This window comes from Pseudomonas sp. JL3, from assembly GCF_031570575.1.
Lineage (GTDB): Bacteria > Pseudomonadota > Gammaproteobacteria > Pseudomonadales > Pseudomonadaceae > Aquipseudomonas > Aquipseudomonas cucumis.
In genome coordinates, this window is sequence record NZ_JAKWJK010000003.1 from 526,227 (window position 1) to 549,985 (window position 23,759).

Genomic DNA, 23,759 nt, shown 5'->3' on the forward strand with positions numbered 1-23,759 from the left:
TCGAAACTAAAATACGTAATGCGCGCCAGTATACGCAGGCTACCCGACTAGTTCATCCTCGAACCTTATGGGTGCCTGCGAGTCCAACCGGCACCTTGTTGATGATGGCGTGATGATGCTGCGAGTTCTAGCCTTGAGCCTTACCTTGTTTACCGGCTTTGCACAGGCCACTGTCCTGCAACGCCCGATCACATTGGACACGGGCAGCGGCGAGCTTTTCGGCTCGCTGTTGCTGCCCAAATCCGACACGCCTGTACCGGTTGTCCTGATCATTTCCGGCTCCGGTCCTACGGATCGTGACGGAAACAACCCCGACGGCGGACGCAACGATAGCCTCAAACGGCTGGCCTGGGTGCTGGCCAAACACAACATCGCCAGCGTGCGCTACGACAAGCGCGGCGTGGCGGCGAGCCTGGCGGCCACGCCCGATGAGCGCAATCTGTCGGTGGAGGCCTATGTGGCCGACGCCGAAGCCTGGGGCCAGAAGCTCAACGCCGATCCGCGCTTTGGCAAACTGATTTTGCTGGGCCACAGCGAAGGTGCCTTGATCGCCAGCCTGGCGGCGCCAAACGTCGATGCCGCGGCGGTGATTTCCATGTCCGGCAGCGCCCGACCGATCGATCAGGTCCTGCGTCAGCAGTTGAGCAATCGCCTGCCACCGTCGTTGATGCTGCGCAGCAATGAACTGCTCGACAGCCTCAAGGCCGGCCACACCGACGACAACGTGCCACCGCAATTGCAGGTGATTTTCCGCCCCAGCGTGCAGCCGTATCTGATTTCGCTGTTTCGCCAAGACCCGGCCGCGGCCTTCGCCAAACTGAAAATGCCGGCGCTGATCATCCAGGGCAGCAACGACATTCAAGTCGGCGTGGGTGATGCCAAGGCACTCAAGGCCGCCAAACCGGACGCAGAACTGGCGCTGATCGAAGGCATGAACCACGTGATGCGCATCGTGCCCAACGACGTGAAGCGGCAATTGGCCTCCTACAAAGATCCGCAATTGCCGCTAGCCGCCGAACTCGGCGCGCGAATCCTCGGGTTTATTGACGGACTTCGCACCCGTTAAGCGCTGTTTTAAGCGCTGTTGCCCCTCCAGTCCTGAAAAAAACGGCCGATAAGCCTTTGTCGCCAGCGCTATGACTGGCGGCAAGCAGCGCTTGGACAGGACCTCGCCGTTATGACTGATACCCAGACTTCACCCGACACCACCGCTGAAAAAGACGCACAGCCAGCGGTCGAGCTGCCGTGGGCGGACGTCCAAGTCGAGCACCACAAAATGCTCCGCCTGGCGCCGCTGCAAACCGACCGCAACACCGGTGGACGGCCGTTGCGCTTTGTCGAATTCGGTTATGCCGAACGTAATAGCAAGGAACACAGCCTGATGCGCATGGCCATCAAGCTGCCGGGCCAGCGCGTGCGCAAAGAACAGAACCATCTGGACGTGTGGGTCGATCACACCGCCAAACGCGTGCATTTCGAGCCGGAAAGCGGCTTGCAGATCGAGCCGATGAACCGCGGCATCGGGCGCTATTTGGCAGCTCAGGGCATTACGTGGGCGAAGAAGAGATGGCCCGCCTACACCGTCGATGGCACTGACCTGAACAACAAGGATGCGCTGAACGAAGACACTCGCCTGCGCCGCGATCACTTTCTGCGGGTGCACGGTTTTGATGTGGTCTACGCCGACGCCCAGCATTTGAAGGGCAGCGTTAAAGAGGTGTCGGTCGGTGATTTGCTCGGCGACTGGAACAGCGAAAAGTTGCAGCAGGTGGAAATCCTCGAAGCCGCGCAGATGCTCCAGCAAGCCGAGCAGAACCTGGCGGAACAGGAAGTCAAACTGAAGAAGCACGAAGAAAAGGTCAGCAAGTACAAACGCGAAGACGCCGGGCTGCGTTTTACCATTACCTGTCTGGTGGCGTTTGCAGTGTTTCAGGCGGGGTTGTTGATCTGGATTGCTACGCACCGGTAGTCGATCGTTCCCACGCTCTGCGTGGGAATGCAGCCCGGAACGCTCCGCGTCCCCAGAAGCCGAACGCGGAGCGTCCGTTGAGGCATTCCCACGCGGAGCGTGGGAACGATCTACTGGTCAGACGCGAGAAGCGAACAACGCCTGATGATCGCGGCATTGCTCCGCTGTCAGCATAAACACACCATGCCCACCGCGCTCGAATTCCAGCCAGGCAAAGTCGACTTCCGGGTACAGCGCCTCGACATGAACCTGACTGTTACCCACCTCAACAATCAACAACCCCTTCTCAGTCAGATGATCCGCCGCCTCGGCGAGCATGCGGCGCACCAGGTTCAAACCGTCGTCGCCACAGGCCAGGCCCAGCTCCGGTTCGTGCTGATACTCATCCGGCATGTCGGCGAAATCTTCCGCATCGACGTAAGGCGGATTCGACACGATCAGGTCGAAACGTTGACCCGGCAAGCCATCGAACCCATCACCCTGAACGGTGAACACCCGCTCATCGACACCGTGGCGCTCGATGTTCTGGTTCGCCACTTCCAGCGCTTCGAACGACAGATCGGCCAGTACCACTTCGGCGTTCTGGAACTCGTAAGCACAGGCGATGCCGATGCAACCGGAACCGGTGCACAGGTCGAGAATACGCGCAGGTTCGGCGCCCAACCACGGCTCGAAACGCTTTTCGATCAGCTCTCCAATCGGTGAGCGCGGGATCAGCACGCGTTCGTCGACAATGAACGACATACCACAGAACCAGGCTTCGCCCAGCAGGTAAGCGGTCGGAATGCGCTCTTCGATGCGGCGCTTGAGCAAGCGTTGCAGATTGACCAGTTCGTCGTCTTCCAGACGGCAGTCCAGATAGCTGTCGGCGATTTCCCACGGCAAGTGCAGCGCACCCAACACCAGTTGACGGGCTTCGTCCCAGGCGTTGTCGGTCCCATGGCCGAAAAACAGATCCTCCCCATGGAAGCGGCTGACGGCCCAACGGATATGGTCACGCAGGGTACGAAGTCGGGAAGTGATCACGGGGCAAACTCCAGAAAAAACGACTGACGATTCTAACAGCCAAAAGACGCCGCGACGACGCAGGAAAAACACCGGATCAGATGTAGGACTCTTCTATTTTTTCAGCAAGCCATTGAACAGAACGAGTATCTTGACAAGGCTGCGACCCAACAACGGCGGTGCCTACGATGGTAGCGATTCACAGAAGCGCTCAGCCAGAGGACAATGTCGCAAAAGCCCCACTCGAAGGAGCCCCAGAATGTCCGTTCCAAAAACGATGTTTCAACTCAGCGGCCGTGGTTATGCGGCGGCCAATCTGGGTCATGCGACCCTTGTCATCATCGATGCCCAGAAAGAATACCTCAGCGGCCCCTTGGCACTGAGCGGCATGGATGCTGCTGTCGCAAACATCAAGCAATTGGTAGCCGCTGCCCGTGCAGCCGGTCGGCCGATCGTGCACGTGCGCCACCTCGGCACCGTCGGCGGGCTGTTCGACCCGCAAGGCGAGCGCGGTGAGTTCATCCCGGGCCTGGAACCACAGGGCGACGAAACCATCATCGGCAAATTGCTGCCGAGTGCGTTTCATGGCACTGAACTGCTGGAGCACCTGCAGAATCTCGGCTCGCTGGACCTTATCGTCTGCGGTTTCATGAGCCATTCCAGCGTCAGCACTACCGTGCGCGCCGCGAAGAACCTGGGCTTTCGTTGCACATTGGTTGAAGACGCCTGTGCGACTCGCGACCTGCCCTACAAGGGTGGCGTCCTGAGCGCCGAGCACGTTCAGCACACCGAGATGGCGATCATGGCGGACAATTTCGCCACCCTCGCCCAGACCCGCGAACTGATCTGATCAACCCTTCGATGAGCGGTCCATGCCGCCGCTCATCCGCAAAAGCCTCTCATTTGCTGTAATTGCCCTAGCCTCAGGAACATCCCGGTCAACTCCCGGTCGAAGGGCCGATACCCATTGAGGAAGGTCGGAATGAAGTTATCCGATGGTTTTGATGCACGCCGCTTGCGGCCCAAAGGCCAAAGCAACTGGCGTTTTCGCTTCGGCGCAGCGTTCGCTGCCTTGCTGGCGACGTGCGGTGTGTTACTGGCGATGGCCGGCGCGGCCAGCCTGCTGGGCCGGCCACCGGCGCTGGGCGAGTTGAATGCCAGCCCGTTGGGCTCGGCGATCATTCTGGCCGTGGGTCTGTTCGTGCTGTACATCGGCGTGTGGTTGTGGCGCCGCTGCCGTCGCCGCTCGCGCCAGTCGCAAGAGCTGAACATGGCACCGCACCTGATGAAAAAACACGACTAAGCCCAAAGCCGGACGTTTTGTCGCGCCCGATTCGTCCCGACTTGGGTAAACTGGCCGCCCTTCGCGGAGGCTGACATGCAAGACGACGATTTTTCCCTGTTCAAAAGCGCGATCCAAGGCGTCAAGCCGATCAAGCACGATCGCGCCGAAACCGGCAAACCCAAGGCCGACCGCGCGCAAATCGCCAAGCTGCGCCAGGCCGCCACCGTGCGCACCGATGCCACCACCGTTGACGGGTTGTCGGATCAATTCGTCATCGATGTCGGCCCCGAAGATGAGCTGATGTGGGCCCGCGACGGTGTCCAGGAAAGCCAGATACGCAAGCTCAAGATCGGACAGATTCCGTTCGAAGGCAGCCTCGATCTGCATGGCATGAACGTGGAAAAGGCCCGTGAAACCCTGTGGGCCTTTCTGGCCGAAGCGACCAAATTCGAAATTCGCTGCGTACGTGTCACCCACGGCAAAGCGGTGCGCCTGGACGGCAAGCGGCCGATGATCAAGAGCCACGTCAACACGTGGCTACGTCAGCATTCACAGGTGCTCGGCTTCACCTCGTGCCAACCGAAACACGGTGGCGCCGGAGCGGTTTATGTGATGCTCAAACGCACTATGATGGAAGGTCGCGACGAGTGATGCCGTCGCTTCACGCTTGCAGCGCCGTGTCCGTCACCGTACCCTTGCCCTTTGCGTAAAATCCCACAGGTAGTTTCATGTCCCTGGAACAGAATTACACCGAGATTCTCGGCCAATTGGGCGAGGACGCCTCCCGCGAGGGCCTGCTCGACACGCCAAAACGTGCCGCCAAAGCCATGCAGTACCTCTGCCGCGGTTATGAACAGACACTGGAAGAGGTCACCAACGGTGCCTTGTTCAGCTCCGACAACAGCGAGATGGTGCTGGTCAAGGACATCGAGCTCTACTCGTTGTGCGAGCACCACATGCTGCCGTTCATCGGCAAGGCCCATGTTGCCTACATCCCGAGCGGCAAGGTCCTGGGGCTGTCGAAAGTCGCGCGCATCGTCGATATGTACGCCCGCCGCCTGCAGATCCAGGAAAACCTCAGCCGCCAGATCGCCGATGCGGTCCAGCAAGTCACCGGCGCCCTGGGCGTTGCGGTGGTGATCGAGGCCAAGCACATGTGCATGATGATGCGCGGTGTGGAGAAACAGAATTCGACGATGATCACCTCGGTGATGCTCGGCGAATTCCGCGAAAATGCGGCCACCCGCAGCGAGTTTCTCAGCCTGATCAAGTAACTCGCAGCACGAAGAAAACCGGCACTGATCGCCGGTTTTTTTTCGCCTGCCAAAAATCAGGTAAGCTGCGCGCCTTTCTGTTTACCCCTGTGAGGCTTATCCGTGTTCGTAAAAGCGCTTCGTGTCGGCCTCGGCCAACTGATCATCTTCATCGATTTCATTACTCGTCCAGGCAAGAAGCAGCGCCCCGCCGCCGCTCAGGCTCAGGTCGAAGCGGCCGCCAAGGACCTGACCCTGTATCAGTTCCACGCCTGCCCGTTCTGCGTGAAAACCCGCCGTACCCTGCGTCGCCTGAACGTTCCGGTGGCGTTGCGCGATGCGAAGAACAACGAACAGGATCGCCAGACCCTGCTGGAGCAAGGTGGCAAGATCAAGGTGCCGTGCCTGCGCATCGAAGAAAATGGCCAGACCACCTGGATGTATGAATCCAAAGTGATCATTGATTATCTGGATAAGCGATTTGCTGCAGCCTGATGGTTTTGTGGTGCTCTGACTCCAGCGATGAGGCCAGACCAGCCACCACAAACTTCAGACAAAAATAAACCGGCCGATTCAGACTGTGTGAAAACCTAGCAATCTGCGCGGCGATTCAAGAAAATGCTCAGTTTGTTTTTGCCTTCATCAGGGCGTTTTCACACAGTCTGGATTGGCCGGTTTATTTGTTTATACCCTCCCCTCAGGCAGCTTCTGCCGTCTGTGCCTGATGCACCACCGTTGCCAATCGCTTGAGCCCTTCGTCCAGCCGCGCCGGGTCGATGTGGCTGAAGTTCAGCCGCAGGTGACCGGGGTTTTTGTCCGGCTCGGGGAAAAATGGCTCGCCCGGCATAAACGCCACATCCGCCGCCAGCGCGGCTTTGAGCAGCGTGCGAGTATCCAGTGGCTGCTTGAGCGTCAACCAGAAAAACAGCCCACCCTGTGGCACGTTCCACTGCGCCAGGTCGCCAAAATGCTTTTCAAGTGCTGACTGGAATGCATCCCGACGAACCCGATAGAAGTCACGCAACTCACCCAGGTGCTGCTGGTATTTTTCGGTGCCGATCCATTGCAGCGCTTGCCATTGCCCGATGCGGTTGGTGTGCAGATCGGCCGATTGCTTGAGCCGCAGCAAGTGCGGAAACAGGTCCGGGCTGGCGATCAGGTAACCGACCCGCAGGCCCGGCAACAGGGTTTTCGACACGGTACCCGTGTAGATCCAACTGGCCTTGTTCAAGCGACTGACGATCGGCGTGGCACTGCCGCCGTCGAAGGTCAGCTCGCGGTAGGGTTCGTCTTCGATCAGGGTCACGCCGAACTCGTCGAGCAACGCCGCCACTGCATCGCGCTTGGCCTCGCTGTAGCGCACCGCCGACGGGTTCTGAAATGTCGGAATCAGGTAGATGAAAGCGGGTTTGTGTTTTTCCAGACGGCTGCGCAATTGCACCAGGTTCGGGCCATCGGCTTCCTGTGGGACGGTGATGCAGTTGGCGCCGAACAATTGGAAGATCTGCAACGCTGCCAGGTAAGTGGGCGCTTCAAGCAAGATCTCGGTGTCTTTATCGATGTAAAGCTTGGCCACCAGATCGAGGGTTTGCTGGGAACCGCTGACCACCAGCACCTGACTCGCTTCGCACGGCACACCCAACGCCCGGGCTTCGGCCGCCAGCGCCTCACGCAGTGCCGGCTCGCCTTCACTCATGCCGTATTGCCCCACGGACAGCGGCATGTCCGTCCACTCGACTTTTGGCAACATGGCTTCAGCTGGCAAGCCGCCGGCGAACGACATCACTTCCGGGCGCTGGGCGGCGGCGAGGATTTCACGGATCAAAGAACTTTTAAGGCGCGAGACACGTTCGGAAAAAGCCATGGGGGTCACCGGTAGCGAGGCCTGAGGAAAATGAGTCAAACTGGTTGACCGAAATTACGACAGACCAAGCAGATACGTCAACATGATTGACCTTAAAAACCCCAGCACTCAGCAACAAGCCATGGAAGCGTTTTTCTTCGGTTACCAGGCGTTCACCGCCAAGGCTGATGAAATGCTCGAGCGTCGCGGCTTGAGCCGGGTGCATCAACGCATCGTGTTTTTCATCGCCCGCTACCCTGCCCTCAGCGTCAAGGAGTTGCTGGCGTTGCTGGGCGTGAGCAAGCAGGCGCTGAACATTCCGTTACGTCAGTTGGTGGAAATGCATTTGGTGAACAGCGTCGCGTCCGAAACCGATAAGCGTAAGCGGCTGCTGGAACTGACTGCGGAAGGTGCGCGGTTCGAGCAGTCGCTACGGCGCGAGCAGGTGAAATTACTCGAGCGCGTGTTTGCCGAGGCTGGGGAGACGGCGGTGAATGGGTGGCTGGCGGTGAATCTCGCGCTGGGTAAAGCCCAGGTCTTTCCAAACTGATCGTTCCCACGCTCTGCGTGGGAATGCATCCCGTGACGCTCTGCGTCACATCAACGGCGGACGCAGAGCGTCCATGGCGGCGTTCCCACGCAGAGCGTGGGAACGATCGTCTATAGCCGATATATCCTGATCAACAAACTTTTCGTCTACAAAATCAAAAACATTATTTGCTTTATTTGTATACAAAAGCATAATTCGCTTCGTGCGAGTTCCTGACCAACAAGTCAACAAATTCGCAAGCACCTCAAAGGGTCGCTGCCACCCTCATGGGTCCGGCCCTGGAAATAACAATAAAACTCTTGAGGAGTACTCGCTGTGGAAAGCCGCAAATCCGAAGCCTCGACGCTGGAACTCTCGCCGCCATTACGCAATGGCTGGCTGGAGCGCATCTTCAAACTCAGCTTGCACGGCACCACGGTGAAGACCGAGCTGATCGCCGGTCTGACGACCTTCATCACCATGGCTTACATCATCTTCGTCAATCCGAACATCATGGCCGATGCCGGCATCGATCACGGGGCGGCGTTCGTCGCCACCTGCATCGCCGCCGCGCTGGGCTGCCTGTTGATGGGCCTGTACGCCAACTGGCCGGTCGGCCTGGCGCCGGGCATGGGCCTGAACGCGTTCTTCACCTACACCGTGGTCGGCACCATGGGCTACAACTGGGAAACCGCCCTTGGCGCGGTGTTCGTTTCCGGTGTGTTGTTCATGTTCCTGACCTTTTCCCGGATTCGCGAATGGCTGCTCAATAGCATTCCAGTGAGTTTGCGCTTTGCCATGGGCGCCGGTGTGGGCCTGTTTCTGGGGCTGATCGGCTTGAAAACCGCCGGCATCGTTGTCGATAGCCCGGCCACCCTGATCAAGCTCGGCTCCCTGCGAGAGCCAGGCCCGCTGCTGGCGGCCATCTGCTTCCTGATGATTGCGGTCCTGAGCTACCACAAAGTATTCGGCGCAATTCTCATCAGCATTATTACCGTGACCCTGGCCGGTTGGGGCCTGGGCCTGGTGAACTATGGGGGCATCATGTCCGCCCCGCCGAGCCTGGCGCCGACCTGGATGGCCATGGACGTCGCCGGCGTGTTCAACATCAGCATGATCAGCGTGGTGCTGGCCTTCCTCTTCGTGCACATGTTCGACACGGCCGGCACCTTGATGGGTGTCGCACAGCGCGCCGGCCTGGTGAACGCCGACGGCAAGATCGAAAACCTTTCCCGCGCCCTCAAAGCCGACAGTGCCTCCAGCGTGTTCGGTGCGGTGGTCGGCGTTCCGCCGGTGACCAGCTACGTGGAAAGTGCTGCTGGAGTAGCGGCGGGTGGTCGGACTGGTCTTACCGCCGTGACCGTAGGTGTGCTATTTATTGCCGCAATGTTTTTTGCACCGCTGGCTGGCATGATCCCCGCTTACGCAACCGCCGGTGCGCTGATTTATGTGGCGATGCTGATGATGGGCGGCATGGCGCACATCGAATGGGACGAAGCGACCGACAGCATTCCGGCGATCGTTACCGCGATCATGATGCCGCTGACCTTCTCGGTCGCCGACGGTATCGCGCTGGGCTTCATCACTTATGTGGCACTGAAGGCCGGCACCGGTAAGTACAAGGAAATTTCCGTCAGCCTGTGGGTGCTTTGCGCGATCTTCATCGCCAAGTTCATTTTCTTGTAAGCCGTCTACGTTTCAAAAACAGTGTTTCAAAACAGCCTCACCCCATCGGGTGAGGCTTTTGTGCAAATGGAGGAAAGTGATGAGTCTGGAAACCTGGCTGCTGTTCAGCGGCGCTGCGCTGGTGGTGATCCTGATCCCGGGGCCACTGTCGTTGCTGATGATCAGCAACAGTCTAAATTACGGTTTGCGCCGTTCTTATCCGGCATTTCTGGGTGGCGTGATTGCGTCGATCTGCCTGCTCAGTGCTTCGGCTTTGGGTCTGGGCGCATTGTTACTGGCGTCGGAACAGCTGTTCAGCGCCCTGAAAATCGTCGGTGCGCTGTACCTGTTTTATCTCGCCTGGCAGAGCTGGCAGCAATCGCGCCTGCCAACCCAAGGCGCTGAAGTGCCCCAGGCTGCGCCAGTGCCGCGCTTTCGTGCACTGTTCGGGCGCGCGTTCATGCTCGGCGCGAGCAATCCGAAAGACATTTTGTTCTTCGCCGCTTTCCTGCCGCAGTTTTTGAGTGCCGAGCAACCGTTCCTGCCGCAATTGCTGGTGATGATCGTGACCTGGACTGTGCTCGATCTGCTGTGCAAGCTGGCTTATGGGCTCGGGGCTCACGGCGCTTCGCGGTATTTGCGTAGCGGCAAGGGGCAGAGCTGGTTTAATCGGGTGAGTGCGGGGTTGTTTAGCGGGGCTGGGGCGGCGTCGTTGTTGAGTCGTTAAGAGCAAAAGCATCGCGGGCAAGCCCGCTCCCACAGGTCCTGTGAACGCCACAGTTCACTGTGGGAGCGGGCTTGCCCGCGATGGCGCCAGACCCGTCAGCACATTTCTAAAGGCAAAAAAAAGCCCGCAGTGTGAGCGGGCGAAAGACCAAAGAAGCTATATGCGCAGTCGCTTCTCGGAGGAGGCAGCTGCTTGGGGGATCAACTGCCTCGATACGTGGAATAGCTGTACGGCGAAATCAGCAGCGGCACATGGTAGTGATCCTGTTCCGCAGAGATGCCGAAACGCAGCACCACCACATCCAGGAACGCAGGCTCAGGCAGCTGAACCCCACGGGCGCGGTAGTAATCACCCGCATGAAACTGAAGCTGATAAACCCCGGACCGATAGTCATCGCCTTGCAACAGCGGCGAATCGACACGGCCATCGCTGTTGGTGAGTGCAGTGGCGACCAATTCCAGCTGCGAACCTTCAACGCGGTACAACTCGACCTTGATCGAACTGCCCGGGCAACCGTGTGCAGCGTCCAAAACGTGTGTAGTCAAACGTCCCATTGATTCTGCGCGCCTGCCTGCGTGGAGCAGTCAGACCTCGCGCCTCCCGAAGTCAGGTGAAAAGGAGACCGCACCGTTTCGGAGCACGAAAAGCTGCGGCGAGCGACTGATTAAGACATTTTTCAAAAAAATTGTACACAATAAAAACGACATTTTTACCACCAACACCGTCATTCAGGGTTTACCAACGAATCTTGCGCCAAACCATAAGATCAAAGGACCTCTTATCCATTAGCTGACCAGTCAGGCAGGTTTCTTGCAGTATTCTCCAAAGAGGGCAGTCAGTGAAAAAGGTAAAAAATCAGGCTTACAAAGTGAATATAAAGTTGTATACAATCACTCCATCGCTGTGACGCCAGCCTGCCCTCTCATCGCCAGGCCGCCACACACCCTGACTTTGACCAAGTCGACACGAACAAGAAGGAAGACTGCAGTGAGCGCTGACTATCCACGCGACCTGATCGGTTACGGCAGTAACCCTCCTCACCCACACTGGCCGGGCAATGCCCGCATCGCGCTGTCCTTCGTGCTCAATTACGAGGAAGGTGGCGAGCGCAATATCCTGCACGGCGATAAAGAGTCCGAAGCTTTCCTCTCGGAGATGGTCTCGGCGCAGCCGCTGCAAGGCGAGCGCAACATGAGCATGGAATCCCTTTACGAGTATGGCAGCCGTGCCGGCGTCTGGCGGATTCTGAAACTGTTCAAGGAATTCGACATCCCGCTGACCATCTTCGCCGTGGCCATGGCCGCCCAGCGCCACCCGGACGTGATCCGCGCCATGGTCGAGGCTGGCCATGAAATCTGCAGTCACGGCTACCGCTGGATCGACTACCAGTACATGGACGAAGCGCAGGAACGCGAGCACATGCTCGAAGCGATCCGCATCCTCACCGAAATCACCGGCGAGCGCCCACTGGGCTGGTACACCGGCCGCACCGGCCCGAACACACGTCGGCTGGTGATGGAAGAAGGCGGTTTCCTTTACGACTGCGACACCTACGACGACGACCTGCCCTACTGGGAACCGAACAACCCGACCGGCAAGGCGCATTTGGTGATCCCGTACACCCTGGACACCAACGACATGCGCTTCACCCAGGTTCAGGGTTTCAACAAGGGCGACGATTTCTTTGAGTACCTCAAAGACGCGTTCGATGTGCTGTACGCCGAAGGCGCGCAAGCACCGAAGATGTTGTCGATCGGCCTGCACTGCCGCCTGATCGGCCGTCCGGCGCGCCTGGCCTCGCTCAAACGCTTTATCGAATACGCTAAAAGTCATGAACAGGTGTGGTTCAGCCGTCGCGTCGACATCGCTCGCCACTGGCACGAAACCCACCCGTTCCAAGGGGCCGTGAAATGAGCACCTTTCAAACCATCAAACCATCGACCCTGAGCCGCGACGCGTTTGTCGCCGCCTTCGCCGACATCTACGAACATTCGCCATGGGTGGCCGAAAAGGCCTTCGACCTGGGCCAGGACGCTTCGATCGACGAGATCGAAACCCTGCACCAGCGCATGAGCGACATCTTGTTGAGCGCTGATCACGCCAGCCAGCTGGCCCTGATCAATGCTCACCCGGACCTGGCCGGCAAAGCCGCCGTCCAGGGCCAACTCACCGAAGCCAGCACGAATGAACAGGCTGGCGCCGGTATCCACCAATGCTCGAGCGATGAGTTTGAACGCTTCACCGAGCTGAACGACGCCTACAAAGCCAAGTTCAAGTTTCCCTTCATCATGGCGGTAAAAGGCAGCAACCGGCATCAGATCCTCGCAGCGTTCGAAACGCGCATTCACAACTCGGTCGACACCGAATTCAAATGCGCGCTGGCGGAGATCAACAAGATCGCGTTGTTCCGATTACTGACCCTTTAGCGAGCAGCCCTTGTGAAAAGCCCCGAGTGTTCTTAAACGCGAAAAGCACCCAGGGCTCCTGCGAGCATCCCAAGCCACTTATTTAAAGGCAGACAAGAAGAATGAAAGCTTACGCCGTACCTTTCGAGAAGTTCGTCAACCTGGCCGACGCCCGTTTGGGCACCAAAATCATCTCGGTCACCGATGACTGGTTCGCAGACGCCAATCGTCTGTTCCAACCGACCCCGGCCGTGTGGAAGGAGGGCGTGTTCGATGACAACGGCAAGTGGATGGACGGCTGGGAGTCGCGCCGCAAGCGCTTCGAAGGCTACGACAGCGCGGTGATCCGCCTGGGCGTACCGGGCTCGATCAAAGGCGTGGACATCGACACTTCATTCTTCACCGGCAACTTCCCGCCGTCTGCTTCGCTGGAAGCGTGCTTCCTGGCTTCGGGCGAGCCGGACGACAACACCCAGTGGACTGAAGTGCTGTCCGCCGTCGAGCTGCAAGGCAACAGCCACCACTACCATGAAATCAGTAACGACCAGGCGTTCAGCCATCTGCGCTTCAACATCTACCCGGATGGTGGCGTGGCCCGTCTGCGTGTTTACGGCATTCCGTACCGCGACTGGTCCGCTGTGGGCGACAACGAACAGGTCGACCTGGCTGCTGCCCTGAACGGTGGCCGTGCGCTGGCCTGCTCCGATGAACACTTCGGCCGCATGAGCAACATCCTCAACCCGGGCCGTGGCATCAACATGGGCGACGGCTGGGAAACTGCACGCCGTCGCACGCCGGGCAATGACTGGGTGATCGTCGCGCTGGGTCATGCGGGCGAGATCGAAAAAGTCATCGTCGACACCCTGCACTTCAAAGGCAACTACCCGGACAGCTGCTCGATCCAGGGCGCGTTCGTGAAGGGCGGCACCGACAGCCAGATCGAAACCCAGTCGCTGTTCTGGCGCGAATTGCTGCCAAGCCAGAAGCTGGAAATGCACGCCGAACACACCTTCGCCGAACAGATCAAGGCGCTGGGCCCGATCACCCACATCCGCCTGAACGTGTTCCCGGATGGTGGTGTGAGCCGCCTGCGCGTTTTGGGCAAGGTCGCAAAGTAACACCCGATCGTTCCCATGCCCTGCGTGGGAATGCATACCGTGACGCTCCGCGTCACAGTGGACGCGGAGCGTCCATGGCGGCGTTCCCACGCAGAGCGTGGGAACGATCAAATTCAAAAGATTAAGAAGACCAGCATGCGCACATTGACGATTGAACCGCTGACCAAAGAAGCCTTCGCCCCTTTCGGTGACGTGATTGAAACCGAGGGCAGCGATCACTTCATGATCAACAACGGTTCGACCATGCGCTTTCACAAACTGGCTGTGGTCGAAACCGCCACGCCAGAGGACAAGGCGATCATCAGCATCTTCCGCGCCGACGCGCAGGACATGCCGCTGACCATCTGCATGCTGGAGCGTCACCCGCTGGGCAGCCAGGCTTTCATTCCGCTGCTCGGCAACCCCTTTCTGATCGTGGTCGCGCCACTTGGCGATGAACCTGTATCAGGCTTGGTCCGCGCCTTCGTCACCAACGGCAGGCAGGGCATTAATTACCATCGCGGCGTTTGGCACCATCCGGTGCTGACGATCGAAAAGCGGGATGACTTCCTGGTGGTTGATCGCAGTGGCACAGGCAATAACTGCGATGAGCATTTTTTCAAAGAGGATGAGCGTTTGATCCTCGCCCCCCACCAATAAGAGAAGGTCTGATCACTCGACAACAGAGTGACAGGCGAGAGGTAAAGACTGTGGAAGCACATCTGTTGGAATGGCTGAACCTGAGCGTGCGCTGGGTTCACATGATTACTGGCGTGGCCTGGATCGGCGCGTCGTTCTATTTCGTCTGGCTGGAAAACAACCTCAACCGGGTTAACCCGAAAAGCGGGCTGGCGGGCGATTTGTGGGCGATCCACGGCGGCGGTATCTACCACCTGGAAAAATACAAACTGGCTCCACCGACCATGCCGGACAACCTGCACTGGTTCAAATGGGAAGCCTACTTCACCTGGCTGTCGGGGGTCGCGCTGCTGTGCGTGGTGTTCTACTCCAACCCGACGCTGTACCTGCTCGCTCCAGGCAGCAGCCTGACCGGCCCTGAAGGTGTTCTGCTGGGCATCGGGTCGCTGTTCGTCGGCTGGTTTGTCTACTCCTTCCTCTGCGACTCGGCCCTGGGTAAACGCCCTGCCCTGCTAGGCGCAATCCTGTTCGTGCTGATCATTGGCGCCGCTTACGGCTTCAGCAAAGTGTTCAGCGGTCGTGGTGCGTACCTGCATGTCGGCGCGATCATCGGCACCATCATGGTCGGCAACGTGTTCCGCATCATCATGCCGGCGCAACGCGCCTTGGTGGCAGCGATCGCCGAGAACCGCACGCCCGATCCGGCGCTGCCGGCCAAAGGCTTGCTGCGTTCGCGTCACAACAACTACTTCACCTTGCCGGTGCTGTTCATCATGATCAGCAACCACTTCCCGAGCACCTATGGCAGCCAATACAACTGGCTGATCCTGGCCGGGATCGCGGTGCTGGCGGTGTTGGTGCGTCACTACTTCAACACCCGTCATGACAGCCACAAGTTTGCCTGGACCCTGCCCGCTGCGGCGGTCGGCATGATCTGCCTGGCCTACGTGACCGGGCCGGCGCCGATGTCCAGCGCCCCTGAAGTGGCCAAGGCGCCTGGGACCATCGAGTACCAGCCGCTGCCGGAAACCGCACTCGGCGGCGGCAAGAAACCGGCTGAAGCTGCACCGGCGGCGGCCCCTGAAACTGCACCCGCCCAGGCATCAAATGCCGGTCCTGCCTTCGACAAGGTGCACGACGTGATCCAGGAACGCTGCACGGTCTGCCATTCGGCCAAACCTACCAGCCCGCTGTTTAGCGCGGCGCCGGCGGGCGTGATGTTCGATACCCCCGAGCAGATCAAGCTCCAGGCCCCGCGCATCCAGGCCCAGGCTGTTGCCAGCCAGATCATGCCACTGGGCAACATCACCCAGATGACCCAGCAGGAGCGTGACTTGATTGGTGCGTGGATTGTTCAGGGGGCCCAAACCCAATAAGTAGCAAAAGCATCGCGGGCAAGCCCGCTCCCACAGGGTTTGCATTGCCTGTGTGGGAGCTGGCTTGCCTGCGATTGGCCGCAACGCGGTTCACCTGATTAGAAAACAGCTGCCAGCAGCACTGCGGCTGTAAATCACAAGAATAAAAAAGATCCGAGGTGTTGCATGTCCGAGCTATCCGAAGCCCGCATCCCCGACGCACCCGCCATTCAGCGTTTACCCCTTTTGCAACTGATCCTGGTCGGTCTGCAACACGTTCTACTGATGTACGGCGGAGCCATCGCGGTGCCGCTGATCATCGGGCAGGCCGCGGGCCTGAGCCGTGAAGAAATCGCCTTCCTGATCAACGCCGACCTGCTGGTGGCTGGCATCGCCACCATCGTCCAGTCGCTGGGCATCGGCCCGATGGGCATTCGCATGCCGGTGATGATGGGCGCCAGTTTCGCCGCGGTCGGCAGCATGGTAGCCATGGCCGGGATGCCTGGCATCGGCCTGCAAGGGATCTTCGGCGCGACCATCGCCGCCGGTTTCTTCGGCATGCTCATCGCGCCGTTCATGTCCAAAGTCGTGCGCTTCTTCCCGCCGCTGGTGACCGGCACCGTCATCACCTCGATCGGTTTGTCGCTGTTCCCCGTGGCCGTGAATTGGGCCGGTGGCGGTGCTGACGCGGCTCAATTCGGTTCGCCTGTTTACCTGGCCATCGCTGCATTGGTACTGGCCACGATTCTGTTGGTCCATCGTTTCATGCGCGGTTTCTGGGTCAACATCTCGGTGCTGATCGGCATGAGCCTGGGCTATGTCATCTGCGGTGTGATCGGCATGGTCGACCTCAGCGGCATGGCCCAGGCTCCGTGGTTGCAGATCGTTACGCCACTGCATTTCGGCATGCCGCAATTCCACTTGGCGCCGATCCTTTCGATGTGCCTGGTGGTGGTGATCATCTTCGTCGAGTCCACCGGGATGTTCCTGGCGCTGGGCAAAATCACGGGGCAGGACGTCACGCCACGGATGCTGCGTCGCGGCTTGCTCTGTGATGCCGGCGCTTCGTTTTTCGCCGGCTTCTTCAACACCTTCACCCACTCCTCTTTCGCCCAGAACATAGGCCTGGTGCAGATGACCGGCGTGCGTTGCCGTTCGGTGACCATCGTCGCTGGTGGCTTACTGGTGGTGCTGAGCCTGCTGCCGAAAGCGGCGTTCCTGGTGGCGTCCATTCCACCTGCGGTACTGGGCGGCGCGGCGATTGCGATGTTCGGCATGGTCGCCGCGACCGGGATCAAGATTCTTCAGGAAGCCGACATCGGTGACCGTCGCAATCAATTGCTGGTGGCGGTGAGCATCGGCATGGGGCTGATCCCGGTGGTGCGCCCGGAATTTTTCGCGCACCTGCCAATGTGGATGAGCCCGATCACCCACAGCGGCATCGCCATGGCCACGCTGAGCGCCCTGGCGTTGAACCTGTTGTTCAACATTCTTGGCGGTCACGAACGCGCAACCGTCAACGACTGCCACGCCCACCCGCATTGACCCATTAGATAAAGAAACCTGTGCGAGCCTGCTCGCTCCCACAGGGGTGGCTGCCTGCGCCTCAAACAATAAAAACAAGAGGGAGCAACAGATGATTCGGACAAAAACCAGCGTGCTGTTGGGCTCTGGCCTGTTGGCCGCGAGCCAGGCCATGGCCAGCGATTTACTGCTGTGGCAGACCAACAGCCTGAGCTACCTGTACGGCAAAAATTTCGTGATCAACCCGTCGATCCAGCAGACGGTGACATTCGAGCACGCCGACAAATGGAAGTACGGCGATAATTTCCTGTTTGTCGACAAGATCTTCTACAACGGCGAAGAAGACCGCAATAAAGGCCCCCACGCCTTTTATGGCGAATTCAGTCCGCGGCTGTCCTTTGGCAAGATGCTCGACCGTCGTTTCGAATTTGGCCCGGTCAAGGACGTGCTGCTGGCCATGACCTACGAGTACGGCGAAGGCGACAGCGAAGCGTATCTGATCGGCCCGGGCTTTGATCTGGCAGTGCCGGGTTTCAACTACTTCACCTTGAACTTCTATCGTCGCCAGACCGAGGGCCCACGCCCCGGTGATGGTGTCTGGCAGATCACGCCATCCTGGTCCTACAGCGTTGCGCTCGGTAATTCGAACCTGTTGATCGATGGCTATCTGGACTGGGTGGTGGACAACGATCGCAATGCACGCGGCACTTACCACGCCAACTTGCACATCAATCCACAGATCAAATACGACCTGGGCAAAGCCTTGGGCTGGGGCGAGAAATTCGTCTACGTCGGCACCGAATACAGCTATTGGAAAAACAAGTACGGAATCAAAAACAGCGCCGGCCTGGACACTCATCAAAACACCGCCAGCCTGCTGGTAAAGGTGCACTTCTAAGATGGCCCGCAACCGTGCCCCACACCTGTCACCGGTGCTCTGTTGCGGGGCACTTGAGCCGTGGCACGGGAGTCAGTATTCTCCGCGCCCGCCCGAATCCGCTCTAAAAAAAAGCGCGATTTTAATTCCTGACCAGAAAGCCAACTTATCCCGGCTCTGGACAGTACCAAGGCATTCCCAAATAACGCTCGATCGACTGTTTTAGAACAGCCGAACGGGCGTTTTTTGACTTTTTTAAAGCCTTGGCTCAGCTCTTGCTAACAGCACTAAAGCTGACCGGATGGATGATTTTTACAGCAGCAAGAAAAGGCGCCACACCAGAGCGCCGACCTTAGAAAAAAAACGTGGAACCACCTACTTTTTGGGAGCAACCGAATGAAACGTACGTGCACCAGCCTGATGCTTGCGGGATCCTTGCTCGCAGGGGGCCAGGCAATGGCCGGCGACTTGCTGCAATGGCAGAACAACAGCCTGACCTACCTCTATGGCAAGGACTTCCAGGTCAACCCGCGCATTCAGCAAACCGTCACCTTCGAGCACGCCGATGCCTGGAAATACGGCGACAACTTCGTGTTCGTCGACAAGATTTTCTACAACGGCAAGGAAGACAGCGGCGTCGGCTCGAACACCTATTACGGCGAAATCAGCCCGCGCTTGTCGTTTGGCAAGATCTTCGACCAGAAACTGGAGTTCGGTCCGGTCAAAGACGTGCTGTTGGCCATGACGTACGAGTTCGGTGAGGGCGATACAGAGTCCTACCTGATCGGTCCTGGTTTCGACCTGGCGATTCCCGGGTTCGATTACTTCCAGCTGAACTTCTACCAGCGTCACACCGAGGGCAGCCGCCCGGGTGACAACGTCTGGCAGATCACCCCGGTCTGGTCCTACACCATTCCTGTGGGCGATTCGAACATCCTGATCGATGGCTTCATGGACTGGGTGGTCGATAACGACAAGAACAGCAAAGGCAGTTACCACGCCAACCTGCACTTCAACCCCCAGATCAAATACGACTTGGGTAAAGCGCTGAACATCGGCGAGAAGCAGTTGTACGTCGGGGTCGAGTACGACTACTGGTCAGACAAGTACGGGATCAAGGACAGCCAGTACTTCAAGACCGATCAGAGCAACACGAGCTTCCTGGTGAAGTTCCACTTCTAATCGCAAAAAGCATCGCGGGCAAGCCACGCTCCCACAGGTTTTGTGTCGTTCACATCATCGGTGAACGACACAAAACCTGTGGGAGCGTGGCTTGCCCGCGATAGCCGCACCGCCGATTCAAGCCGGAACCGCAGGCTCCACCAACCCCAGAAACCGGCACAACTCCTCCCGCTTGGCCAACGCATCGCGCCGCCCCAGATCGATCAATTCGCTGCAATACCCCGCCTCGAACAGCAAATAACTCAGCACCCCCGCCCCGCTGGTCTTGGTCGCCCCCGGCCCGCGCAAAAACAGACGCAAGGCCGCCGGTAATTCCTGGCGATGCCGCGCTGCAATTTCATCGATCGGCTGACTCGGCGAAATCACCAGCACTTCCACCGGTGCGGCTCCCAATGCACGGCTCGACGCGCCGTCGGGCAGCAGATGGCTGAACTGATTCAGACGCTGCAACAACTCGATGTCGCTTTCCAGGCTGTCAATGAACGTACTGTTGAGCATGTGCCCACCGATTTGCGCCAGGGTCGGCTGTTGACCGGTGTAGGCGCGTTGCAGCGGCTGTTGCGGGTCGACCCCGCGCGGGTTGCCGCTGACACCCACCACCAGCACGCGGCTGGCACCTAGGTGCAGGGCTGGACTGATCGGTGCTGATTGACGCACCGCGCCATCGCCGAAATATTCTTCGCCGATTTTCACCGGCGCAAACAGCAACGGAATCGCCGAACTGGCGAGCAAGTGTTCGACCGTCAATTGGGTCGGCACGCCGATTCGCCGATGACGCAACCAGGACTCAATGGTGCCGCCGCCCTGATAAAACGTGACGGCCTGACCGGACTCATAGCCAAACGCCGTGATCGCCACCGCCTTCAATTGCTTTTGCGCAATGGCCTCGGCAATTCCGGGCATGTGCAGTTTGTCGTTGAGCAAACCGCGCAACGGCGAGCTGTTGAGCAGGGCCACTGGTACCGGAGCGCCAATGCCCATCAGATTATGACTGACAAAACGAGTGGCTTGATGGATCACCCCCGGCCAGTCGCTGCGCAACACCAGATGGCTGCGAAAACCTTGCCAAAAAGCGGTCAGGCGCTGAATCGCGCCACGAAAGTCCGTCGCCCCACTGGCCAGGCTGACCGCGTTGATCGCGCCGGCCGAGGTGCCGACGATCACCGGGAACGGATTAGCCGCTCCCACCGGAAGCAGCTCGGCAATCGCCGCCAGCACGCCCACCTGATAAGCCGCCCGAGCCCCGCCGCCGGAAAGTATCAACCCTGTAACCGGTTCAGCAGAACTCATCGCAACACTCCATGGCGCTTAAAGGGATCGGTGACTCAACTGCTTTTGGCGTACAGCTTCGGTTCGCCCGGTGGACGGCTCTTGAAGCGGCGATGTGCCCAGAGGTATTGCTCCGGACATTCGCGCAGCGCGCTTTCGACCCACTGGTTGATCCGGATGCAGTCAGCCTCTTCCGTCTCGCCGGGAAAGCCCTCGAGCGGCGCATGAATCACCAACCGATAACCGCTGCCGTCGGCCAGGCGTTGCTGAGTGAACGGCACGACCAGCGCCTTGCCCAGTCGCGCGAATTTACTCGTAGCGGTGACGGTCGCCGCCTGGATCCCGAACAGCGGCACGAAGATACTTTGCTTGGCGCCGTAGTCCTGATCCGGTGCGTACCAGATCGCTCGGCCTGCCCGCAGCAGTTTGAGCATGCCACGCACGTCGTCACGCTCCACCGCCAGCGAGTCGAGGTTGTGCCGCTCGCGGCCACGACGCTGGATGTAGTCGAACAGCGGATTCTTGTGTTCGCGGTACATGCCATCGATGGTGTGCTGCTGACCGAGCAGCGCCGCGCCGATTTCCAGCGTGGTGAAATGCACGGCCATCAGAATCACGCCCTTGCCCTCCGTCTGGGCCTGCTTCAAATGCTCCAGGCCTTCGACATGAGCCAGTTTCGCCAGACGCTTGCGCGACCACCACCAGCTCATGGCCATCTCGAAGAAGGCGATGCCGGTGGAGGCGAAGTTTTCCTTTAGCAGACGCTTGCGCTCGGCAGCGGACTTCTCAGGGAAACACAGCTCAAGATTGCGCTTGGCAATGCGCCGTCGGTCGCCGGCCACTCGATACATCAATGCACCCAAGACGCGGCCGACCGACAGCAACACCGGATACGGCAGCTGCACAATCAGCCACAACAGCCCCAAGCCACACCACAGCGGCCAGAAACGTGGAGAAAGAAATGCTGTTTGAAAACGCGGGCGATCCATTAAAGGTTCCGTCAAGACAGTGGCCGCGCATTCTACATCGTTCGACCCGGCTTGCGGCCTGCGGGCGTTCTCGTTATAAGTCTCGGCACTTTTAGTGACAAGCCGTTGTATGCCGACCATGAGCCAAACCGAACCGCTAGACCAAGATCCCGTGTTCCAGTTGAAGGGCAGCATGCTCGCCATTACGGTGCTGGAACTGGCCCGTAACGACCTTGAGAACCTTGATCGGCAACTGGCCGCCAAAGTCGCCCAAGCACCCAACTTCTTCAGCAATGCGCCGCTGGTCCTGGCCCTGGACAAACTTCCGCCCAGCGAAGGCTCGGTAGATCTGCCGGGGCTGATGCGCATTTGCCGCCAGCATGGCCTGCGCACTCTGGCGATTCGTGCCAGCCGCATCGAAGACATTGCCGCCGCCATCGCGGTCGATCTACCGGTGCTGCCGCCGTCAGGTGCCCGTGAGCGACCACTCGACCCGCACGAAAGCATAGTTGCGAAAAAACCGGAAAAACCACCGGAACCGACCATCAAACCGACCAAAATCATCACTTCACCCGTTCGCGGTGGCCAGCAGATTTATGCCCAGGGGTGCGATTTGGTGGTGATTTCATCGGTCAGCCCGGGGGCGGAACTTCTCGCCGATGGGAACATCCATGTATACGGCGCGATGCGCGGTCGTGTCTTGGCCGGCGTCAAAGGTGACACGAAAGCCAGGATTTTCTGTCAGCAGATGACCGCTGAACTGGTCTCCATCGCTGGCCACTACAAGGTTTCCGAGGATCTGCGTCGCGATCCATTGTGGGGCGCCGGCGTACAAGTCAGCCTGTCGGGCGACGTGTTGAACATCATTCGGCTTTAACGGATACTGCCGCATTTTCCAAGCATCTCTAAAACGTAGCGAAAACGGCTCAAACGAAGTAGGAAAAAGGCCAAAAGCAGTGTTTACCGGGGGTAAGCGCCGCTCAGAACCGGATTCCAGCCAAGGCTGTCCGACTGCAGTAGTTTTTCAAGAGATGTTTTTCAGGGGCTAAACGTCCTTTTTCCTTAGGGGTAAAACACCTTGGCCAAGATTCTCGTGGTTACATCCGGCAAGGGTGGTGTGGGTAAGACCACCACCAGCGCCGCTATCGGTACCGGCCTCGCTCTGCGCGGTCACAAAACAGTCATCGTCGACTTCGACGTCGGCCTGCGTAACCTCGACCTGATCATGGGTTGCGAGCGCCGCGTGGTGTATGACTTCGTCAACGTGGTAAATGGCGAAGCCAACCTGCAACAGGCGCTGATCAAAGACAAGCGTCTGGAAAATCTCTACGTACTGGCCGCCAGTCAGACCCGCGACAAAGACGCGCTGACCCTGGAAGGCGTGGAAAAAGTGCTGATGGCACTGAAAGAAGACTTCGAATTCGTGGTCTGCGACTCCCCGGCGGGCATCGAGAAAGGCGCCCACCTGGCCATGTACTTCGCTGACGAAGCGATTGTCGTGACCAACCCGGAAGTCTCCTCCGTACGTGACTCGGACCGCATGCTGGGCCTGCTGGCCAGCAAGTCCCGTCGCGCCGAGAACGGCGAAGAGCCGATCAAGGAACACCTGCTGCTGACCCGCTACAACCCTACACGCGTGAGCAACGGCGAAATGCTCGGCGTCGAAGACGTCAAGGACATCCTGGCGGTGACTCTGCTGGGCGTGATTCCGGAATCGCAGGCGGTCCTCAAAGCCTCCAACCAGGGCGTGCCAGTGATTCTCGACGACCAGAGCGACGCCGGTCAGGCGTACAGCGATGCCGTCGATCGTCTGCTGGGCAAAACCGTGGACCATCGTTTCCTCGATGTCGAGAAGAAGGGATTCTTCGAGCGACTTTTTGGAGGTAGGTAATGAACCTTTTTGACTTCTTTCGTGCCAACAAAAAGCCTAATACCGCCTCGGTAGCGAAAGAGCGTCTACAGATCATCGTGGCGCATGAACGCGGCCAGCGCAGTACGCCGGATTACCTGCCAGCCTTGCAGAAGGAACTGGTGGAAGTGATCCGCAAGTACGTCAATATCGGGTCCGATGACGTGCACGTCGCTCTGGAAAACCAGGGCAGCTGCTCAATTCTGGAACTCAATATCACCCTGCCAGATCGCTGAGTCGATCCGACAGGAGCCACGG

The 23,759-nt window shown here is 58.9% G+C and carries 26 protein-coding genes; 21 read left to right on the plus strand and 5 right to left on the minus strand.

The window, feature by feature from the left end; translation table 11 throughout:
- Nucleotides 1-67 precede the first annotated feature (67 nt).
- On the plus strand, nucleotides 68-1,066 hold the full coding sequence (locus MMG91_RS08775; protein WP_305448895.1) for an alpha/beta hydrolase: 999 nt from the start codon (nucleotides 68-70) through the stop codon (nucleotides 1,064-1,066).
- A 111-nt stretch (nucleotides 1,067-1,177) separates the two neighbouring features.
- On the plus strand, nucleotides 1,178-1,969 hold the full coding sequence (locus MMG91_RS08780) for a hypothetical protein (protein WP_310659353.1): 792 nt from the start codon (nucleotides 1,178-1,180) through the stop codon (nucleotides 1,967-1,969).
- A 117-nt stretch (nucleotides 1,970-2,086) separates the two neighbouring features.
- On the opposite strand, the gene prmB is transcribed toward MMG91_RS08780, so the two are convergent.
- Entirely contained in the window at nucleotides 2,087-2,995 is a 909-nt protein-coding gene (prmB, locus tag MMG91_RS08785; protein WP_052963689.1) for a 50S ribosomal protein L3 N(5)-glutamine methyltransferase, read from the minus strand.
- A 238-nt stretch (nucleotides 2,996-3,233) separates the two neighbouring features.
- Between prmB and MMG91_RS08790 the strand changes: the two genes are divergently transcribed.
- The 5 genes from MMG91_RS08790 to MMG91_RS08810 all read left to right on the plus strand — a co-directional run bounded on the left by MMG91_RS08790 (nucleotide 3,234) and on the right by MMG91_RS08810 (nucleotide 6,007).
- On the plus strand, nucleotides 3,234-3,824 hold the full coding sequence (locus MMG91_RS08790; RefSeq protein WP_305448893.1) for a cysteine hydrolase family protein: 591 nt from the start codon (nucleotides 3,234-3,236) through the stop codon (nucleotides 3,822-3,824).
- A gap of 132 nt (nucleotides 3,825-3,956) precedes the next feature.
- On the plus strand, nucleotides 3,957-4,277 hold the full coding sequence (locus MMG91_RS08795) for a hypothetical protein (RefSeq protein ID WP_095051890.1): 321 nt from the start codon (nucleotides 3,957-3,959) through the stop codon (nucleotides 4,275-4,277).
- A 75-nt stretch (nucleotides 4,278-4,352) separates the two neighbouring features.
- Nucleotides 4,353-4,910 carry a Smr/MutS family protein gene (locus tag MMG91_RS08800; protein WP_305505490.1) on the plus strand — a complete coding sequence of 186 codons (558 nt, stop codon included), beginning with the start codon at nucleotides 4,353-4,355 and terminating at the stop codon, nucleotides 4,908-4,910.
- 77 nt (nucleotides 4,911-4,987) lie between these two features.
- Complete coding sequence (gene folE / locus MMG91_RS08805; protein ID WP_007898818.1) at nucleotides 4,988-5,533, plus strand: GTP cyclohydrolase I FolE; 546 nt, start codon at nucleotides 4,988-4,990, stop codon at nucleotides 5,531-5,533.
- A gap of 102 nt (nucleotides 5,534-5,635) precedes the next feature.
- The gene (locus MMG91_RS08810) at nucleotides 5,636-6,007 is read left to right on the plus strand and encodes a glutathione S-transferase N-terminal domain-containing protein (RefSeq protein ID WP_305425952.1); all 372 of its coding nucleotides are present in this window, start codon (nucleotides 5,636-5,638) and stop codon (nucleotides 6,005-6,007) included.
- Between the two features lie 202 nt (nucleotides 6,008-6,209).
- On the opposite strand, the gene MMG91_RS08815 is transcribed toward MMG91_RS08810, so the two are convergent.
- Nucleotides 6,210-7,376, minus strand: a complete 1,167-nt coding sequence (locus MMG91_RS08815; protein ID WP_310659354.1) for a PLP-dependent aminotransferase family protein — start codon at nucleotides 7,374-7,376, stop codon at nucleotides 6,210-6,212.
- 82 nt (nucleotides 7,377-7,458) lie between these two features.
- Here MMG91_RS08815 and MMG91_RS08820 point away from each other — a divergent pair, with 82 nt between their 5' ends.
- From MMG91_RS08820 to MMG91_RS08830, 3 genes are all read left to right on the plus strand, one after another.
- The gene (locus tag MMG91_RS08820; RefSeq protein WP_310659355.1) at nucleotides 7,459-7,905 is read left to right on the plus strand and encodes a MarR family transcriptional regulator; all 447 of its coding nucleotides are present in this window, start codon (nucleotides 7,459-7,461) and stop codon (nucleotides 7,903-7,905) included.
- 315 nt (nucleotides 7,906-8,220) lie between these two features.
- Nucleotides 8,221-9,570, plus strand: coding sequence for an NCS2 family permease (locus MMG91_RS08825; protein ID WP_405046524.1), 1,350 nt, complete (start codon nucleotides 8,221-8,223; stop codon nucleotides 9,568-9,570).
- Nucleotides 9,571-9,649: 79 nt separating this feature from the next.
- Nucleotides 9,650-10,276, plus strand: coding sequence for a LysE family translocator (locus MMG91_RS08830; protein ID WP_305448880.1), 627 nt, complete (start codon nucleotides 9,650-9,652; stop codon nucleotides 10,274-10,276).
- A gap of 200 nt (nucleotides 10,277-10,476) precedes the next feature.
- On the opposite strand, the gene uraH is transcribed toward MMG91_RS08830, so the two are convergent.
- Entirely contained in the window at nucleotides 10,477-10,830 is a 354-nt protein-coding gene (uraH, locus tag MMG91_RS08835) for a hydroxyisourate hydrolase (protein ID WP_007898824.1), read from the minus strand.
- A gap of 433 nt (nucleotides 10,831-11,263) precedes the next feature.
- Between uraH and puuE the strand changes: the two genes are divergently transcribed.
- The 8 genes from puuE (at nucleotide 11,264) to MMG91_RS08875 (ending at nucleotide 19,355) form a co-directional block, all read left to right on the plus strand.
- Entirely contained in the window at nucleotides 11,264-12,190 is a 927-nt protein-coding gene (gene puuE, locus MMG91_RS08840; protein ID WP_305448879.1) for an allantoinase PuuE, read from the plus strand.
- The gene (gene uraD / locus MMG91_RS08845) at nucleotides 12,187-12,702 is read left to right on the plus strand and encodes a 2-oxo-4-hydroxy-4-carboxy-5-ureidoimidazoline decarboxylase (RefSeq protein ID WP_310659356.1); all 516 of its coding nucleotides are present in this window, start codon (nucleotides 12,187-12,189) and stop codon (nucleotides 12,700-12,702) included. Before puuE ends, uraD begins: the two co-directional genes overlap by 4 nt.
- A 101-nt stretch (nucleotides 12,703-12,803) precedes the next feature.
- On the plus strand, nucleotides 12,804-13,799 hold the full coding sequence (gene alc, locus MMG91_RS08850) for an allantoicase (RefSeq protein ID WP_310659357.1): 996 nt from the start codon (nucleotides 12,804-12,806) through the stop codon (nucleotides 13,797-13,799).
- A gap of 135 nt (nucleotides 13,800-13,934) precedes the next feature.
- A complete protein-coding gene (locus MMG91_RS08855; protein WP_305506789.1) occupies nucleotides 13,935-14,438 on the plus strand; it encodes an ureidoglycolate lyase in 504 nt (167 codons plus the stop codon).
- Between the two features lie 50 nt (nucleotides 14,439-14,488).
- Nucleotides 14,489-15,793, plus strand: a complete 1,305-nt coding sequence (locus MMG91_RS08860; RefSeq protein WP_310659358.1) for a urate hydroxylase PuuD — start codon at nucleotides 14,489-14,491, stop codon at nucleotides 15,791-15,793.
- 165 nt (nucleotides 15,794-15,958) lie between these two features.
- Nucleotides 15,959-17,317, plus strand: coding sequence for a nucleobase:cation symporter-2 family protein (locus MMG91_RS08865; RefSeq protein WP_310659359.1), 1,359 nt, complete (start codon nucleotides 15,959-15,961; stop codon nucleotides 17,315-17,317).
- 91 nt (nucleotides 17,318-17,408) lie between these two features.
- Nucleotides 17,409-18,194 (plus strand): outer membrane protein OmpK, encoded by a 786-nt coding sequence (locus MMG91_RS08870; protein ID WP_305448874.1) that lies wholly within the window; start codon nucleotides 17,409-17,411, stop codon nucleotides 18,192-18,194.
- 375 nt (nucleotides 18,195-18,569) lie between these two features.
- Nucleotides 18,570-19,355: an outer membrane protein OmpK gene (locus MMG91_RS08875; protein ID WP_305448873.1), complete on the plus strand. Its 786-nt coding sequence runs from the start codon at nucleotides 18,570-18,572 to the stop codon at nucleotides 19,353-19,355.
- A 117-nt stretch (nucleotides 19,356-19,472) separates the two neighbouring features.
- Here the strand turns inward: MMG91_RS08875 and MMG91_RS08880 are convergent, their stop codons facing one another.
- Together MMG91_RS08880 and MMG91_RS08885 are read right to left on the minus strand one after the other, a co-directional pair.
- A complete protein-coding gene (locus MMG91_RS08880; protein ID WP_310659360.1) occupies nucleotides 19,473-20,645 on the minus strand; it encodes a patatin-like phospholipase family protein in 1,173 nt (390 codons plus the stop codon).
- 35 nt (nucleotides 20,646-20,680) lie between these two features.
- Nucleotides 20,681-21,613, minus strand: a complete 933-nt coding sequence (locus MMG91_RS08885) for a lipid A biosynthesis lauroyl acyltransferase (protein WP_310659361.1) — start codon at nucleotides 21,611-21,613, stop codon at nucleotides 20,681-20,683.
- A 118-nt stretch (nucleotides 21,614-21,731) separates the two neighbouring features.
- Between MMG91_RS08885 and minC the strand changes: the two genes are divergently transcribed.
- From minC to minE, 3 genes are all read left to right on the plus strand, one after another.
- A complete protein-coding gene (gene minC / locus MMG91_RS08890; RefSeq protein WP_305505460.1) occupies nucleotides 21,732-22,469 on the plus strand; it encodes a septum site-determining protein MinC in 738 nt (245 codons plus the stop codon).
- 201 nt (nucleotides 22,470-22,670) lie between these two features.
- Nucleotides 22,671-23,483, plus strand: a complete 813-nt coding sequence (gene minD / locus MMG91_RS08895; RefSeq protein ID WP_050681334.1) for a septum site-determining protein MinD — start codon at nucleotides 22,671-22,673, stop codon at nucleotides 23,481-23,483.
- Nucleotides 23,483-23,737 (plus strand): cell division topological specificity factor MinE, encoded by a 255-nt coding sequence (minE, locus tag MMG91_RS08900; RefSeq protein ID WP_048394400.1) that lies wholly within the window; start codon nucleotides 23,483-23,485, stop codon nucleotides 23,735-23,737. The genes minD and minE overlap by 1 nt, the downstream gene beginning before the upstream one ends.
- Nucleotides 23,738-23,759 lie beyond the last annotated feature (22 nt).

Coding starts and splice junctions, on each gene's coding strand:
- MMG91_RS08775 (WP_305448895.1), top strand. CDS start 68: ATGGGTGCCTGCGAGTCCAACCGGCACCTTGTTGATGATGGCGTGATG.
- MMG91_RS08780 (WP_310659353.1), top strand. CDS start 1,178: ATGACTGATACCCAGACTTCACCCGACACCACCGCTGAAAAAGACGCA.
- MMG91_RS08790 (WP_305448893.1), top strand. CDS start 3,234: ATGTCCGTTCCAAAAACGATGTTTCAACTCAGCGGCCGTGGTTATGCG.
- MMG91_RS08795 (WP_095051890.1), top strand. CDS start 3,957: ATGAAGTTATCCGATGGTTTTGATGCACGCCGCTTGCGGCCCAAAGGC.
- MMG91_RS08800 (WP_305505490.1), top strand. CDS start 4,353: ATGCAAGACGACGATTTTTCCCTGTTCAAAAGCGCGATCCAAGGCGTC.
- folE (WP_007898818.1), top strand. CDS start 4,988: ATGTCCCTGGAACAGAATTACACCGAGATTCTCGGCCAATTGGGCGAG.
- MMG91_RS08815 (WP_310659354.1), bottom strand. CDS start 7,376: ATGGCTTTTTCCGAACGTGTCTCGCGCCTTAAAAGTTCTTTGATCCGT.
- MMG91_RS08820 (WP_310659355.1), top strand. CDS start 7,459: ATGATTGACCTTAAAAACCCCAGCACTCAGCAACAAGCCATGGAAGCG.
- MMG91_RS08830 (WP_305448880.1), top strand. CDS start 9,650: ATGAGTCTGGAAACCTGGCTGCTGTTCAGCGGCGCTGCGCTGGTGGTG.
- uraH (WP_007898824.1), bottom strand. CDS start 10,830: ATGGGACGTTTGACTACACACGTTTTGGACGCTGCACACGGTTGCCCG.
- uraD (WP_310659356.1), top strand. CDS start 12,187: ATGAGCACCTTTCAAACCATCAAACCATCGACCCTGAGCCGCGACGCG.
- alc (WP_310659357.1), top strand. CDS start 12,804: ATGAAAGCTTACGCCGTACCTTTCGAGAAGTTCGTCAACCTGGCCGAC.
- MMG91_RS08855 (WP_305506789.1), top strand. CDS start 13,935: ATGCGCACATTGACGATTGAACCGCTGACCAAAGAAGCCTTCGCCCCT.
- MMG91_RS08865 (WP_310659359.1), top strand. CDS start 15,959: ATGTCCGAGCTATCCGAAGCCCGCATCCCCGACGCACCCGCCATTCAG.
- MMG91_RS08870 (WP_305448874.1), top strand. CDS start 17,409: ATGATTCGGACAAAAACCAGCGTGCTGTTGGGCTCTGGCCTGTTGGCC.
- MMG91_RS08875 (WP_305448873.1), top strand. CDS start 18,570: ATGAAACGTACGTGCACCAGCCTGATGCTTGCGGGATCCTTGCTCGCA.
- MMG91_RS08880 (WP_310659360.1), bottom strand. CDS start 20,645: ATGAGTTCTGCTGAACCGGTTACAGGGTTGATACTTTCCGGCGGCGGG.
- MMG91_RS08885 (WP_310659361.1), bottom strand. CDS start 21,613: ATGGATCGCCCGCGTTTTCAAACAGCATTTCTTTCTCCACGTTTCTGG.
- minC (WP_305505460.1), top strand. CDS start 21,732: ATGAGCCAAACCGAACCGCTAGACCAAGATCCCGTGTTCCAGTTGAAG.
- minE (WP_048394400.1), top strand. CDS start 23,483: ATGAACCTTTTTGACTTCTTTCGTGCCAACAAAAAGCCTAATACCGCC.